The 14,151-nt window shown below is 60.3% G+C and carries 11 protein-coding genes; 6 read left to right on the forward strand and 5 right to left on the reverse strand.

Annotated features, from left to right (window positions below):
* The first annotated feature begins 94 nt into the window (after nt 1-94).
* The gene (locus tag HB633_RS10560; protein WP_346730293.1) at nt 95-2,308 is read left to right on the forward strand and encodes a fimbria/pilus outer membrane usher protein; all 2,214 of its coding nucleotides are present in this window, start codon (nt 95-97) and stop codon (nt 2,306-2,308) included.
* Nucleotides 2,305-3,267: a spore coat protein U domain-containing protein gene (locus HB633_RS10565; RefSeq protein WP_213778042.1), complete on the forward strand. Its 963-nt coding sequence runs from the start codon at nt 2,305-2,307 to the stop codon at nt 3,265-3,267. Before HB633_RS10560 ends, HB633_RS10565 begins: the two co-directional genes overlap by 4 nt.
* Before the next feature lie 29 nt (nt 3,268-3,296).
* Here HB633_RS10565 and HB633_RS10570 read toward each other — a convergent pair whose 3' ends face one another.
* A complete protein-coding gene (locus HB633_RS10570) occupies nt 3,297-3,596 on the reverse strand; it encodes a hypothetical protein (protein WP_213778043.1) in 300 nt (99 codons plus the stop codon).
* A 274-nt stretch (nt 3,597-3,870) separates the two neighbouring features.
* On the opposite strand from HB633_RS10570, the gene HB633_RS10575 reads away from it, so the two are divergent.
* The 3 genes from HB633_RS10575 (at nt 3,871) to HB633_RS10585 (ending at nt 8,090) form a co-directional block, all read left to right on the forward strand.
* The gene (locus HB633_RS10575; protein WP_213778044.1) at nt 3,871-4,788 is read left to right on the forward strand and encodes a LysR substrate-binding domain-containing protein; all 918 of its coding nucleotides are present in this window, start codon (nt 3,871-3,873) and stop codon (nt 4,786-4,788) included.
* Nucleotides 4,789-5,045: 257 nt separating this feature from the next.
* Entirely contained in the window at nt 5,046-6,473 is a 1,428-nt protein-coding gene (locus tag HB633_RS10580; RefSeq protein WP_213778045.1) for a gamma-aminobutyraldehyde dehydrogenase, read from the forward strand.
* A 99-nt stretch (nt 6,474-6,572) separates the two neighbouring features.
* Nucleotides 6,573-8,090, forward strand: a complete 1,518-nt coding sequence (locus tag HB633_RS10585; protein ID WP_213778046.1) for an amino acid permease — start codon at nt 6,573-6,575, stop codon at nt 8,088-8,090.
* Here the strand turns inward: HB633_RS10585 and HB633_RS10590 are convergent.
* The 3 genes from HB633_RS10590 to HB633_RS10600 are packed head-to-tail and all read right to left on the reverse strand — an operon-like array spanning nt 8,087 to nt 10,388.
* A complete protein-coding gene (locus HB633_RS10590) occupies nt 8,087-8,848 on the reverse strand; it encodes an alpha/beta hydrolase (protein WP_213778047.1) in 762 nt (253 codons plus the stop codon). The two genes, HB633_RS10585 and HB633_RS10590, sit on opposite strands and share 4 nt — an antisense overlap.
* Nucleotides 8,845-9,879 carry a M14 family zinc carboxypeptidase gene (locus HB633_RS10595; RefSeq protein ID WP_213778048.1) on the reverse strand — a complete coding sequence of 345 codons (1,035 nt, stop codon included), beginning with the start codon at nt 9,877-9,879 and terminating at the stop codon, nt 8,845-8,847. The genes HB633_RS10590 and HB633_RS10595 overlap by 4 nt, the downstream gene beginning before the upstream one ends.
* A 56-nt stretch (nt 9,880-9,935) precedes the next feature.
* On the reverse strand, nt 9,936-10,388 hold the full coding sequence (locus tag HB633_RS10600; RefSeq protein WP_213778049.1) for a hypothetical protein: 453 nt from the start codon (nt 10,386-10,388) through the stop codon (nt 9,936-9,938).
* A gap of 179 nt (nt 10,389-10,567) precedes the next feature.
* Between HB633_RS10600 and HB633_RS10605 the strand changes: the two genes are divergently transcribed.
* Nucleotides 10,568-11,635 (forward strand): SDR family oxidoreductase, encoded by a 1,068-nt coding sequence (locus tag HB633_RS10605; protein ID WP_213778050.1) that lies wholly within the window; start codon nt 10,568-10,570, stop codon nt 11,633-11,635.
* A 67-nt stretch (nt 11,636-11,702) separates the two neighbouring features.
* Here the strand turns inward: HB633_RS10605 and HB633_RS10610 are convergent, their stop codons facing one another.
* The gene (locus HB633_RS10610; protein ID WP_213778051.1) at nt 11,703-14,021 is read right to left on the reverse strand and encodes an FdhF/YdeP family oxidoreductase; all 2,319 of its coding nucleotides are present in this window, start codon (nt 14,019-14,021) and stop codon (nt 11,703-11,705) included.
* Between the last annotated feature and the right edge of the window lie 130 nt (nt 14,022-14,151).

Raw genomic sequence — 14,151 nt, forward strand, 5'->3', positions numbered from 1 at the left:
GCTGGTTGTTTTACTGGAGTGCGCACGCGGTTTCGCGCAAGCGCAACCACAACCCCCGGCCCGTCCCGACGCCAGCTCGAACCAGCCTCATGACGTGTATCTCGAAGTGGCGCTCAACGGCGAGCGTTCCACCTTGATCGCGCAGTTTCGCGAGCTGAACGGCCGCTTGTCGGCGCGTGGCCGCGACCTGGACAACATCGGCCTGGCGACCGGCCGGCTTGGCATCGGGGAGAGCGCCGAAGTGCCGCTCGATTCCATTCGCGGGTTGCATTACACCTACGACGCGGCGCGTCAGCGTGTCACGCTGCAAGTGCCGGATGCTATCCGCAAACCCTTTACGTTCGATACCCGCGCGCTCACCCCCACGCCGCCCGCCACATCGTCACGCGGACTCCTGATCAACTACGACGCCTACGCGCAATCGAATACGGATGCGCAACTCGCGATCTGGAGCGAGGAGCGTTACTTCGATCCCGCCGGCGTGTTCAGCAATACCGGCGTTGCATACTTGTACAAGAACGATCATCGGTACACACGCTACGACACATCGTGGAGCACGTCGGACCCTGTCGCCCTCAGCACGAAGCAGTTCGGCGACACCATCTCGTCTTCGCTCGCATGGTCGCGCTCGGTGCGCATCGGTGGTTTTCAGTGGCGCAGCAACTTTGCGTTGCGTCCCGATCTTGTCACGTTTCCCGTGCCTGCGTTCGGCGGGTCCGCGGTGGTGCCTTCGTCGGTGGATCTATATGTGAACAGCGTGCGCCAGTTCAGCGGCAACGTGCCGAGCGGTCCGTTCATTGTGAACAACGTGCCGGGGATTACCGGCGGCGGCCAGGCGACCGTCATCACGCGCGATGCACTGGGCCGCACGATCGAGACGTCCGTGCCGCTCTATGTGGATACGCGCCTGCTCGCGGCCGGCCTGTCGAGCTATTCGATCGAAGCCGGATTCCTGCGCCGTGCGTACGGGCTCGACTCGTTTCAGTACGATCCGAAGCCGGCGCTGAGTGCATCGGCAAGACGTGGCCTGAACGACTATCTCACGCTCGAAGCCCACACCGAAGCCACCAGCGGCGTTTATAACGCAGGTGCCGGCGCGCTCGTGCGCATGGGAATGGCGGGTGTGCTCAACGGGTCGCTCGCAGCGAGCACGGGACGTCTTGCGGGTACGCAAGCGAGCCTCGGCTATGAACTGATCGAGCCGCATTTTTCCATCGATGCACAAAGCATCCGCGCGTTCGGCAACTACGGCGATCTTGCCGCGCGCGATGGCACGCCCGTGCCCACCGCGACCGATCGCGTAACCGTGGCCGTCCCGTTTTTCAACACGCAAACGTTTTCGGTAAGCTACATTGGTTTCAAGTATCCGCAGGCGCAGCCGTCGCAGATCGGGTCGGTGGCGTACACGTTGAACGTGGGCAATCTTGCTTCGGTGAACGTCAGCGCTTACCAGGATTTCAGGCAGCGCGATTCGCGCGGCGCGTTTCTCAGTGTGAGCTTCGGGCTTGGCAACAACACGTCGGTGAACACGACCGTCGGGCGGCAGAACGGACAGTCGAACTACAACGTCAACGCCAGCCGTCCGCCGAACTACGACGGCGGCTGGGGATGGGGCGTGCAGGCGGGGAACGCGGGCGCGTCGCCGTATCGCCAGGCTCAGGTGCAGTACCTCGGCACGGGGGGCGAGGTGACGGCGCTCGCGCAGCAGATCTCCGGGCGCACGACAGGGTCGCTCGATCTCTCGGGGACGGTGGTGCTCATGGACGGCGCCGTGAAGCCGTCGCGCCGGATCTACGACGGTTTCGCGCTGGTGTCCACGGACGGCATCGCCGGGATTCCCGTGCTGCATGAAAACCGCCTGATTGGCGTGACGGATCGCGGAGGCCATTTGCTCGTGCCCGATCTGAACTCGTATCAGGACAACCGGGTTGGCATCGACGGCATGAAGCTTCCCGCCGATGCACGCATCGCCACCACTGCGCTGAACCTCGTGCCGCAGGCGCAATCCGGCGTGCTCGCGCATTTTGGCGTGACGCGATACAGCGCGGCATCGGTGATTTTGCAGGGGTTGGACGGCAAGGTGCTGCCGCCGGGCGCGACAGTGCGGCATGAGGAGAGCGGCAAGGAGACCATTGTTGGATACGACGGGCTGACGTTCATAGAGGGCCTGCAAAAAGACAACCATCTCGTGGTCGATAGCGGCACATTGCATTGCCGCGTGACGTTCGCCTACAACCGGCCCGACGACGGCTCGTTGCCGACCATCGGACCATTGACTTGCCTGAGCAAAGTGGGAGACCTGCGATGAAACGCATGCTCTTCCTCATCGCCGTGGCGGTCGTGCTTTCACTTTCAATGCCTGGCCGCGCCAGCGCGCAATCGTGCACGGCGGTCGCGACAGACCTGAACTTCGGCACGGTGAGCCCGATCAGCCGGACATCGTTCGCCGCGACCAGCACCGTAAGCGTCACATGCACGTGGCCCGCCGTCACGCTGGTGCCGAATGCACAGATCTGCCTGAACCTCGGCGGCACGAGTCCACGCCAGCTTGCCAACGGCACGAATCAGATGCAATACGACCTGTATCAGGACGCTGGGCACTCGGTGACCTGGGGTTCGACTTATGCAGGCACCACGCCCATCTCGTTCACCATGACCAAACCCGCACTCAGCACCACCATCACGCAGGCAGTGACGGTCTATGGACAGATATCGGCAAACCAGCCGACGGTGCCGACCGCCGGCAATGCAAGCACGCTTTATACGCAGGGTTTCGGCGGCGCGCAGACATCGCTTAATGTGGGATTTTATTTACTGGGCACCGGCCTCGCATGCTCGACGCTGGCCACGAGCGGCACCTTCGGATTCAACGCGAACGCGACGGTCGTCAATAACTGCAACATCAGCGCGACCAACATCGCGTTCACGCCTGCCGCATTGCTGACCTCCCCCCTGACTGCAAGCGGGGCGATCACCGCGCAATGCACGAATGGCGATGCCTACAAGATCACGCTGGACGGGGGCGTGAACGGCACGGTCGCTGCACGCAACATGCTGCGGCCGGGCGGCGCGAAAATTGGCTATCAGCTATATACAGATCAACAATTCGCCACGCCCTGGGGTGATGGTTCAGCGGGTACATCCGCCTTCACGGGAACGGGTACGGGGCTCGCGCAGGTGATCAGTGTCTACGGCCGCGTGCCCGCGCAAACCACGCCTGCGCCGGGTACATACACAGACACCATCACGGCGACGATCAGCTTCTGAAGCAGGGCGAGCATTCGCGAAACAATGGCTCAGAAGCCGACCATCCACACGTTCGGCGCTGACGGATTGCCAGTCCCCGCCGACGTGTACAGCGCGGCTGGTTTTTGTGCAGGATCGACCGTCACGAGCGCAATGTCGTAGGGCTGGCCGTGCAGGCACGACACGCTCGGCCGCAGCACAGGCGCCGGTTCAATGGTCGACTGAATGACACAGCTTTCCTGCACGACAAGGCTGACGGAGATCGTGGTCAGTTCCGTCGGTGAGACATTCGATGCAAATGTGCCCATCAAGAGCGGGCCCATCGCGAGCGTCAAGGTTTTTCGCAACATATCGGGTTCAGAGGTGGCGCCGCGAGGGATGAGCGCCGGACGTGCAAAATGCAACGGACGGCGCAAATCGACGTTGCTCGTTCGATAACGGCGTTTTCCAGGGAAAACTTTAGCCGCCAGTAATGTTCAACTTCGCTTTTCCCCGTTCTTCGCGGGCGCTGGTCACGCGTCGTCAAACCACATTCTCCGATAAAAACCATACCGCCGGACCTTCTTTATCGGCTCGGATATAGTCGGGCTGATTGCCTTGCCACCAACCCTCACCCGGATCGCCATGAGCCTGTCACTCAGAAGCGTGCGCTATTTCATCGCCGTCGCAGAAGCCGAATCAGTGACGGGCGCAACTCAGTCGCTGAACATTTCGCAATCCGTCATCACCGACGCCATCAAGGCACTCGAAACTGAAGTCGGCGCGCAACTCTTCGTGCGGCACGCGCGCGGGATGGTCCTGACTCACGCCGGCCACCAGTTCTTGCGTCACGCGCATCAGATCCTCGCTGCGGTGCGTAACGCGCAGCAGGCCATGTCGTCGCGGCCGGACACCATGACGGGACGCCTGAACATAGGTGTCACGACCATGATGACCGGCTATTTTTTGCCTTATCTGCTCGATCATTTCAGGCGCGTCTTCCCGAAGGTCGTGGTGAACGTGATCGAAGATCAGCGCGACTACATCGAACATTTGCTGGTGAACGGCGAACTGGATGTAGCGGTGTTGATCGTGTCGAACGTCGAGAACACGCAAGCGATAGAAACCGAATCGCTCGTCGCGGCGGCGTGGCGTTTGTGGCTGCCGGCGAATCACGCGTTGCGCGGACTGGGCAGCATTTCTTTGCGCGAGATCGCCGACGAAGCGATGATCATGCTCAAGGTCGATGAACTCGAAGACAACACCAACGCGTACTGGCGTGCGTCGGGGCTGAAGCCAAACGTGGTGATGCGCACGGCATCGGTGGAAGCCGTGCGAAGCCTGGTTGCGACGGGCGCGGGTTTGTCGATCTTGCCCGACGTGCTGTATCGGCCATGGTCTCTCGACGGCGACCGGCTCGAAGTGCGCAACATCATGGAAGAAATGCCGAAGATCGATATTGGCATTGCTTGGCGCCGCGGACTTACACAATCCGAAACGGCGCAGAACTTCCTCGTGGTCGCTCGCGAACATACGCGTGGACACGCCAAAGTCGCCATCTGAATTATCGATATCAAAGCCAGTGCGTTCTGTTTTCCGGAACACGACGCCCGACCCTGTTACTTGATACGAGGGTAATCCCTATGCGGTGGACCAACGTTCGCAGGCTGGCCGGCAATAACCGCTAAACGCGCTAAGCATTCTGTTTTACCGATAACTCCTATCTGCGGTGTGGGCTGGCGGTCAAAAAAATCGCAGCCATAGAATCGGCCATCGCCTTGAACAACGCTTCGTAAAGAGACATCCATATGGAACAGTCGATGCAAACGAGTCTTCTGATTGGCGGCGAATTTACAGCCGGCGAGGGCGATGTGGAAGCCGTGCTGAACCCCGCAACGGGCGAGGTAATCGCGCGTGTCGCCGAGGCCTCGGTGGAGCAAATCAAGGCAGCGGTTGCGGCCGCAAGCCGCGCGTTTCCCGGGTGGGCCAAAACCGTGCCGAAGGACCGCGCGAACATGCTGCTCAAACTCGCCGACGCCATTGAAGCGCGCGCGACCGAATTCGCGCGGCTGGAGTCGCTCAATTGCGGCAAGCCATATCTTGGCGCACTGAACGACGAGATTCCCGCTGTCGCCGATGTCTTCCGGTTTTTCGCCGGCGCGTGCCGCACGCAGCACGGGCAGCTTGCAGGCGAATATTTGCCGGGCTATACCAGCATGGTGCGGCGCGATCCGCTGGGCGTGGTGGCATCGATCGCGCCATGGAATTATCCGCTCATGATGGCTGCATGGAAAATCGCGCCGGCCGTAGCGGCGGGCAATACGGTGGTGCTCAAACCGTCCGAACAGACGCCGCTCACCACCCTCAAGCTCGCGGAGCTGATGGCTGCGATCTTCCCGCCGGGCGTGATCAACGTGGTGATCGGACGCGGGGATACGGTCGGCGCTCCGCTGATATCGCAGCCGGAAGTGCGGATGATTTCGATCACCGGCGATGTATCGACCGGACAAAAGATTCTCGAAGCCGCGTCGCGCACGGTGAAGCGCACGCATCTGGAACTGGGCGGCAAGGCGCCAGTGATCGTCTTCGATGACGCCGATCTCGAACAGGTCGTCGAAGGCCTGCGCACCTTCGGCTACTACAACGCGGGGCAGGACTGCACGGCGGCGTGCCGCGTGTACGCGGGGCCGAAGATCTACGAAAAGCTGGTCGCCGATCTGTCGAGCGTGGTCAGCACGATTCGCTTTGGCGAGCAGCACATGGAAGGCGTGGAGATGGGGCCGCTGATCTCGGAACGGCAGCGCAATCGCGTGGCGAGTTTTGTGGAGCGGGCCGCAGCGCAGAGTCATATAGAAGTCACTGCAGGCGGGAAGGCCGGCAACTCGCGCGGCTTTTTCTACGAGCCGACGGTGATCGCCGGCGCGCTTCAAGCCGATGAAATAGTCCGGCGCGAGGTGTTCGGACCGGTGGTATCGGTGACGCGATTCGACGACGCAGATCAAGCGATCACGTGGGCCAACGACTCGGATTTCGGGCTTGCAAGTTCGGTATGGACGAAGGATGTCAACCGTGCGTTCAAGGTCGCGGCCGAGCTGCAATACGGCTGCACGTGGATCAACACGCACTTCATGCTGGTGAGCGAGATGCCGCACGGAGGCATGAAACGCTCGGGCTATGGCAAGGACATGTCGGTGTACGCGCTCGAAGACTACACGTGCGCCCGGCACATCATGGCGAAATTCGAGTAGAGGAAAAAGAAGACGAAGTTGCAGCAGATTGGATTCATCGAATACCGAGTCCCTTACCCGTTCTTCAACATTGAAGTCAAACCGAGCAAGAGGAAAATCATGGAACCAGTCAATCAGGCCGACGCCCCCGCAGCGCTCGACCACGACGCGCGGCAACTCAAAAGCATGGGTTACACGCAGGAGCTCGCGCGGCGCATGAGCGGCTTCTCGAACTTCGCGATTTCGTTTTCGATCATCTGTATTCTTGCTGGTGGCATCACGGCGTTTCCACAGGCGTTGAGCGCGGCGGGCGGCGCATCGATTGGTATCGGCTGGCCGGTTGGCGCGCTCTTCGCCATGGTCGTGGCGGCATCCATGGCGCAGATCGCTTCGTCGTATCCCACGGCCGGCGGCCTGTATCACTGGAGTTCGATACTGGGCAACAAGGGCTGGGGATGGGCCACAGCATGGTTCAATCTGCTGGGACTGATTTTCGTGGTGGCTTCGGTGAACTTCGGTGTCTACGATCCCTTCTTCAAGACGCTGATCGCGCCGCTCTTCGGCATCAACCCGGATGCACTGACCTTCTGGCATCAGACTGCATTCATTGCGGCTGTGACGTTGAGCCAGGCGTGGCTGAACCATAGCGGCATCAAGTTCGTTACCCTACTCACTGATCTTTCGGGCTATCTCATCTTCGCGATCGCCGTGTTGTTGACGCTCGCATTGCTCGTGTTTTCGAAGACGCCGTTCGACTTCGGACGGCTGGTCGACTTTAGCAACTTCACCGGTTTCGATGGCGGCGCGTGGCCGAAGCAGGGCATGCTGGCCGCGTTTTTATCTGGCTTGTTGCTGACCATCTACACCATCACCGGTTTCGACGCTTCCGCCCACACATCCGAGGAAACGCACGACGCCGCCCGCAATGTGCCGAAGGGCATGCTTCGCGCGGTGGGCTGGTCGGCGTTGTTCGGCTACATCATGGTCTGCGCATTCCTGCTCGTGATGCCCGATATCAAGGAAGGCGTGAAGGCCGGCGGCGGCTTCTTCAACGCGTTGCTCGGCACCGTGCCTACATGGTTGCGTGTGCCGCTTGGCATCGGCATTTTCCTGTCGAATTATCTGTGCGGCCTCGCGTGTCTCACATCGTGCTCGCGCATGATGTATGCGTTTGCGCGTGATGGCGGGCTGCCGGCATCGAACTGGCTGAAGAAGGTCAACGATACCCATCACACGCCGGGCGCGGCGATCTGGGTATCTGCGGCGTTGGCGATTGCTGCGACGTTATATGGCGACGCGTTCGCGGTTTTATCGACGGGCAGCGCGGTGTTCCTGTATGTCTCGTACGTCATGCCGGTCGCGGCTGGACTTGGCGCCGAAGGCAAGACATGGGTGCGCAAGGGGCCTTTCGATCTCGGTATATGGTCCAGGCCGATTGCTCTTTTGGCGGTTCTCGGCGGCGCGGTGCTGGTGTACGTGGGGATTCAGCCGCCTAACCAGAAGGTGCTGTACATCAGCTTGTTGCTGATCGCGGTGATGGCGATCTGCTGGTATGGACTCGGGGTGAGGAACCGTTTTGCCGGACCGCCCGAAGTAAAAAGCGAGATGAAGGCCGAAGGCGAAGTGGTCAATCCCTAACGCAATGTCTGAAGCCATCCGGCGATTGCATTAGCGGTCCACGCCGGATCGTCATGGGGCAGGTCGTGACCTGCCCACGCGTGTTGCTTGTGTTGTGATCGCCATTTTTCCGCAATCCGCTCCGAGCAAACCGCTTTCACCAGATGATCCATCTTCGATGACAACAACAGCGTGGGACACGCCGGCGCCTGCTCGCCAGCGTGAAAACGCGCAGCAGCCCAAAGCTGCCGCAACGCGTTTTTTGCGCTCACCGGCGCAACGCGGCGGATCGTGGCCCACACAGCGAGGTCGTCGTCGAAAGTGTCCGTCCGATTGCAGGTCACGCCGTGGATGATGCCTTCGCATCGCAGCGAATCGTTCCATAGTGCGGCCGCGCGGAGCAACTGCGGCCAAGCGGAGAGTTGCAGGCGCTCATGCATGGCTGCAAACGGCCGCATGCTCGTATTGATCAAAACCAATCGTTCGATATCCTGAGGATGTCGTTGTGCCCAGTCGGTCGCAACCATGCCGCCAAGCGACATCGCGAGCAATCGATACGGCGGCTTCAGTCCCGCGGCGGCTGCGCGCGAGCGGACGAACGTGGTCATATCGGAAACGTACAAGGGCGCGGGCAGCGCATTTTCGCGGCCATTTCCAGGTAGGTCGAGCAATGTGATCTGGTCGCTCGGCAATGCAGCTTCAAGCCGCAGATGCTCCAGGAACTTGCCCCAGTGGCGTCCCTCGCGCGTGAGTCCGCGCAACAATATCCAGGCGCTCATCGCGATGACTTGCGCTGCCAGTGTTCCATCGCGCGCTCGAGAATCGGCGCGCGCGCGTCGCCAAGAGGCATCCATCTATTCGATGCGAATGCCGCACGCGTCAGGAAATCGAAGAAGTTTGCGTGACGACGCAGCACCCGTTCCACCCGATGCGCCTTGACGGGATTGAACATGCCGAGACGCGAAAAAAGCTGGCTCGGGTTTTTGCGGATCCACCGCCAGGAGCCGAGTTCGAGCGTCATCGGCAGGAAGACGTTGGGCGGCGGCGTCTGGTCGTACGCGCAATCCCACAAGTCGCCGTGAAGCAGATATTGATGACTTTGCGGCTCGAATGCGTAACCGTGATGCGGATATGCCTGCTCGAACATGAGCTTGAGCTGGTACATCTCGGGAAGATGCGGCATTTGCTTTTGGGTGCGCGCATACGGAAACCAGATGCTGTCGTCCCAGCCATAACCCGAATGACAATCGAGCGCAAAGCTGAGCGGGCGGCTCATCAGTTCCTGCTTGACGACGCCGAGCAACGCTTCGCTTTCAACCTCGAGCGCGTCGTCGCGCGCCCCGCGATACCACGGCAACCACGAACCGATCCGTTGTCCGCCCGCAAGAAATGGCACGCGGCCTTCGGCGTTTTGCGGCGCATTGCGCATCAGGTCGACGCCGTTCGGGTTCGAGCGCGTGTTCGCCCACATGCCGCCAGGATTGACGATCGGCATGAAGACGAGCCGCACCGTTTGCAACTGCTGATGCAGCAGTTCGTCCCATTCGAGGCGGCGTAAAAGCGCGCGCATGTAGTCGAGGATCAGTTGCGTGCCGATGCGCTCCAGCCCATGCACGCCGCCAAAAAATCCGATGGCGGGCGCTTGCGGATCATCCGAGCCGATGGTCGCCGTCAGGATGGGGAAGGTACGTGCGCCCGCACGCACCTCGCCGACTGTGCGCATTTGCAGGCGCCTGGCGCCCGCAGTCAGGATGGCGTTGAGATCGTCGAGCTCCGCAAAGCTTTCGGACGCCACGCGTAAAGTGCTCATGCCACGGCCCGGTTGATTGAATCATGGGCGGCAGCCGTGAGCCGCCGCCTTGGCGCTCAGGACTTGCCGGGTCTTCCCGTCTTGACCGTTTCCACGGCAGCGACAGCAGCCGTAAGCTGTTCAATATTCGCAGCCTCGAGTATGAGCAATCCGGCGCGCAACAACTCGCCTTTTTTCACATGCACGCCATTCGCGAGGCATTTTTGTTTCAGTGCCGCGATCTTGTCGTAATCGGATTTCGGCATCGTGAAACTGTCACGCACGACTTTTTCCTTCTTCGCGCGTTTGGGCTTTTCGTGGGAATCGGGTTCTGCCGGTGCCGCTTTTGCTTTCGATTTGACCGGAGCTTTCGCGGTTTTCGCCTGCACTGCGGTGGCCGCTTCCACGGCTTTTGCGCTTGCCTTGCGTTTGCTGACCGTAACGGGCGCTGCGGGCGTGGTTTCGATCGGCGTGGCGTTCAGAATTTCAGCGGCTTTCTTGCTTGAGCTCTTCGTGGTCGATGTGTGCATGAGGTCTCCGAAAAAATAATAGTGCAAACAGTATATACGGTTTATTTGGCCATTCAAATAAGCGGCCGGTGAGGCGCGGCGCGGCAGATGTCCCGGAATACTGCCATCATTGGCAACAATTGTTGCCTCAGGTATTGCTGTTCAAGTCAGCGCCTTAACCCTCATTCATTTAAATCCCAATGACAAATCGCGCACTTATTGTTGGAGTCAGCGGCATCGCGGGTAGTAATCTCGCGGACCGGCTTATCGATTCAGGCTGGGAAGTCCACGGACTTTCACGCGGCCGAACGCCGGTTTCGTCGAAGGTCAAGCCGGTTATTGCCGACCTGACATCGGCGGAATCGGTTAAAGCGGCGCTTGAAGGAATCGATGTCACGCACGTGTTTCTCACCACGTGGGCGCGCCAGGCGACCGAGAGCGAGAACATCCGCGTGAACGGCGCGATGGTGAGCAATGTGCTCGACGCGCTGGAGGCGGGGCCATCGAAGCTCGAACACGTCGCGCTCGTCACGGGACTCAAGCATTACCTCGGGCCGTTCGAAGCTTATGCAACGGGCGCCGTGCCCGATACGCCATTCCGCGAAAGCCAGGGCCGTCAGGACGTCGATAACTTTTATTACGAGCAGGAAGATCGCGTGTTCGCCGCGGCGAAGCGGCAAGGTTTTTCGTGGAGCGTGCATCGTCCACATACGATCATTGGCTTCGCGGTCGGCAACGCCATGAACATGGGCACCACGCTCGCCGTGTACGCAACGCTCTGCAAGCATTCAGGCTTGCCATTCGTGTTCCCCGGCTCACCGATGCAGTGGAACGGTCTCACCGACATGACCGACGCCCGCGTGCTGGCGCGCCATCTCGAGTGGGCCGCAACCACGGACGCGGCGAAGGACGAGGACTTCAACATCGTGAATGGCGACGTGTTTCGCTGGAAATGGATGTGGTCGCGGATTGCCGAGTACTTTGATGTGGAACCCGTTCCGTTCGATGGCGAAGTACGGCCGCTCGAAAGCCGGATGCAGGAGAGTGCGGCTTTATGGAAGGAGATCGCGGGTCGCTTCAATCTCGTGGAAACTGATATTGCCAAGCTTGCATCGTGGTGGCATACGGATGCCGACCTCGGCCGTCCAATGGAAGTCGTCACCGACATGGCCAAGAGCCGCAAGCTCGGGTTCCTCGATTTCCAGCCCACCGATGAATCGTTTTTCGACCTGTTCGACCGCCTCAAGGCGGAGAGGATCATTCCTTGACGGTGGCGGCATAAAAGAACCGCGCTCATTGAATCGAGCGCGGTTCTTCGTTAACCCGTAAGGAAACTCAAGCCGCTTCCAGTTGTGTTACAGCCGACGCCCGCAGCAACACCGGAATCGATTTCGACGTAGGCGTCCCCGCGCCATCGGCGACGCTCGACAACGGCACGAGCGGATTCGTTTCCGGATAATAAGCGCCGAGACAACCGCGCGGAATGTCGTACGCAACGAGCAGAAAACCATCGGCACGACGCTTCACGTTGTCGTCCCAGACGCTCGTGATGTCCACGCGTTGTCCCGCTTCAAAACCAAGCATCTCGATGTCAAGCGCGTTTGCAAACAGCACGCGGCGCTGGCCATACACGCCGCGATACCGGTCATCGAGGCCATAGATGGTCGTGTTGTATTGATCGTGCGAGCGCGTTGTCATGAGCGTCATCAAACGCTCGCCATGCATATGACGCGCGCGATGAATGGGTGAATCCAGATCGATGGAGTTCACAAGGAACTGCGCCTTGCCCGTCGGCGTATTCCACACACGTTCACGCGATGCCACACCAAGATGAAACCCGCCTGGATGCTTCAGGCGTTCGTTGTAGTTCTCGAAGCCATCGATCACTTTCTCGATACCGTCGCGAATCAGCGCATAGTCGTTCGCGTTGGCGAGCCAGTCGACTTTCGCGCTGCCGAGCGTCGCATGCGCCATGCGCGCGACGATCGCAATCTCGGACAACAGATTCGCCGATGCCGGCTTGTTCATGCCGTACGAGATGTGCACCATGCTCATCGAATCTTCCACGCTCACGCCTTGCGGCACGCCGTTTTGCATATCGATCTCGGTGCGTCCAAGCGTCGGCAGGATCAGTGCATCGCGGCCATGAATGAGGTGGCTGCGGTTGAGCTTTGTCGTGATATGCACGGTGAGATCGCACGAACGCATGGCTTCCCAGACGCGTGGCGTGTCGGGCGTGGCAATCGAAAAATTGCCACCGAGTCCAATGAACACCTTCACGTCGCCGGCGAGCATTGCTTCGATCGAACGGACCACGTCGTAGCCATGTTCGCGCGGCGGCTCGAAGTCGTAGGCGGCGCCAAGACGATCGAGGAACTCCTGCGTCGGCCTCTCTTCGATACCCACGGTCCGGTCGCCCTGCACGTTCGAATGGCCGCGCACCGGGCACAGCCCCGCGCCGAGCTTGCCGATATTGCCGCGCATCATCATCAGGTTCGACAGGATCTGCACCGTCGGCACGGAGTTCTTGTGCTGCGTGAGGCCCATGCCCCACGTTGAGATCACGGCGCGGCCGCGTACATAGATATCTGCGAGCTGCAGGACGTCTTCCATCGGCACGCCAGATTCCGCGACGATTGCATCCCAGTTTTCAGCGCGAAGATCGTCGGCGAAGGCGTCGAAACCCACCGTATGTTCTTCGATAAAATCAACATCGAGCACGCGTGCCGTGCCTTGTTTCAAGGCTTCATCGTCGAGTTCGATCACGCGTTTCGCCACGCCCTTGATCAACGCGAAGTCGCCGCCAATCTTCGGGCGGATAAAAACCGAGCTGATCTTCGTGCTGCCGCCGGTAAGCATTTCAACAGGATGCTGCGGACTCGCAAAACGTTCGAGACCGCGTTCGCGCAATGGGTTGATCGACACGATGGTCGCGCCACGCTTCGCGCATTCACGCAATTCGCCGAGCATACGCGGATGATTGGTCGCGGGATTCTGGCCGAACAGAAGCAGCGTGTCGGCGTGTTCGAAATCCTCGAGCGTGACCGTTCCCTTGCCGACGCCAACGGTCACCGGCAAGCCGCGGCTCGTGGCTTCGTGACACATGTTCGAGCAATCGGGGAAGTTGTTCGTGCCGTACATGCGCACGAACAATTGATAAAGGAACGCGGCTTCGTTGCTCGCGCGGCCCGATGTATAGAACGCGGCGCGGTCGGGGTTATCAAGGCGATTCAGGTGGTCGGCGATCAGCGCAAACGCGTCGTCCCAGGAGATGGGGATATAGCGGTCGCGCTCCGCGTTATAGACGAGCGGATCGGTGAGACGTCCGTGCTGTTCGAGTTCGTAGTCCGACTGCGCCATCAACGCTTCGACGGTGTGGTCTTCGAAGAATGCAGGCGTGACGCGTTTGCTCGTGGACTCCGCGGCAACGGCTTTCACGCCGTTTTCGCAGAACTCGAACGTGGACGCGTGTTCGCGATCCGGCCATGCGCAGCCGGGGCAATCGAAACCGTCGGGCTGATTCTGGCCGAGAAGAAGCCGGTAATTGCCCCCCGAGACCTTTTCTTTCAGCAGGTTGATGGCAACGTATTTCAGTGCGCCCCAGCCGGCGGCGGGGTGCGTGTACGGCTCGATGCGAGGTTCTGGCTTTTTCATGTCGTTCGACCGCGATGCAGGAGGCGTTATGCCGATGTTTCCAAGACTACTGTGTTCCCGAAGACGTGCGGTGCACAGAAAAACAGATGTACGAGGAGTACAGTTGACATTTCGTATCATTTAAGGCGAT

It is taken from the genome of Caballeronia sp. dw_276 (genome assembly GCF_018449635.1).
Taxonomy (GTDB): Bacteria; Pseudomonadota; Gammaproteobacteria; order Burkholderiales; family Burkholderiaceae; genus Caballeronia.

What these genes read in the sequence shown, in the direction of transcription:
- HB633_RS10565 (WP_213778042.1), top strand. Translation starts at nt 2,305, where the DNA reads ATGAAACGCATGCTCTTCCTCATCGCCGTGGCGGTCGTGCTTTCACTT.
- HB633_RS10570 (WP_213778043.1), bottom strand. Translation starts at nt 3,596, where the DNA reads ATGTTGCGAAAAACCTTGACGCTCGCGATGGGCCCGCTCTTGATGGGC.
- HB633_RS10575 (WP_213778044.1), top strand. Translation starts at nt 3,871, where the DNA reads ATGAGCCTGTCACTCAGAAGCGTGCGCTATTTCATCGCCGTCGCAGAA.
- HB633_RS10580 (WP_213778045.1), top strand. Translation starts at nt 5,046, where the DNA reads ATGCAAACGAGTCTTCTGATTGGCGGCGAATTTACAGCCGGCGAGGGC.
- HB633_RS10585 (WP_213778046.1), top strand. Translation starts at nt 6,573, where the DNA reads ATGGAACCAGTCAATCAGGCCGACGCCCCCGCAGCGCTCGACCACGAC.
- HB633_RS10590 (WP_213778047.1), bottom strand. Translation starts at nt 8,848, where the DNA reads ATGAGCGCCTGGATATTGTTGCGCGGACTCACGCGCGAGGGACGCCAC.
- HB633_RS10595 (WP_213778048.1), bottom strand. Translation starts at nt 9,879, where the DNA reads ATGAGCACTTTACGCGTGGCGTCCGAAAGCTTTGCGGAGCTCGACGAT.
- HB633_RS10600 (WP_213778049.1), bottom strand. Translation starts at nt 10,388, where the DNA reads ATGCACACATCGACCACGAAGAGCTCAAGCAAGAAAGCCGCTGAAATT.
- HB633_RS10605 (WP_213778050.1), top strand. Translation starts at nt 10,568, where the DNA reads ATGACAAATCGCGCACTTATTGTTGGAGTCAGCGGCATCGCGGGTAGT.
- HB633_RS10610 (WP_213778051.1), bottom strand. Translation starts at nt 14,021, where the DNA reads ATGAAAAAGCCAGAACCTCGCATCGAGCCGTACACGCACCCCGCCGCC.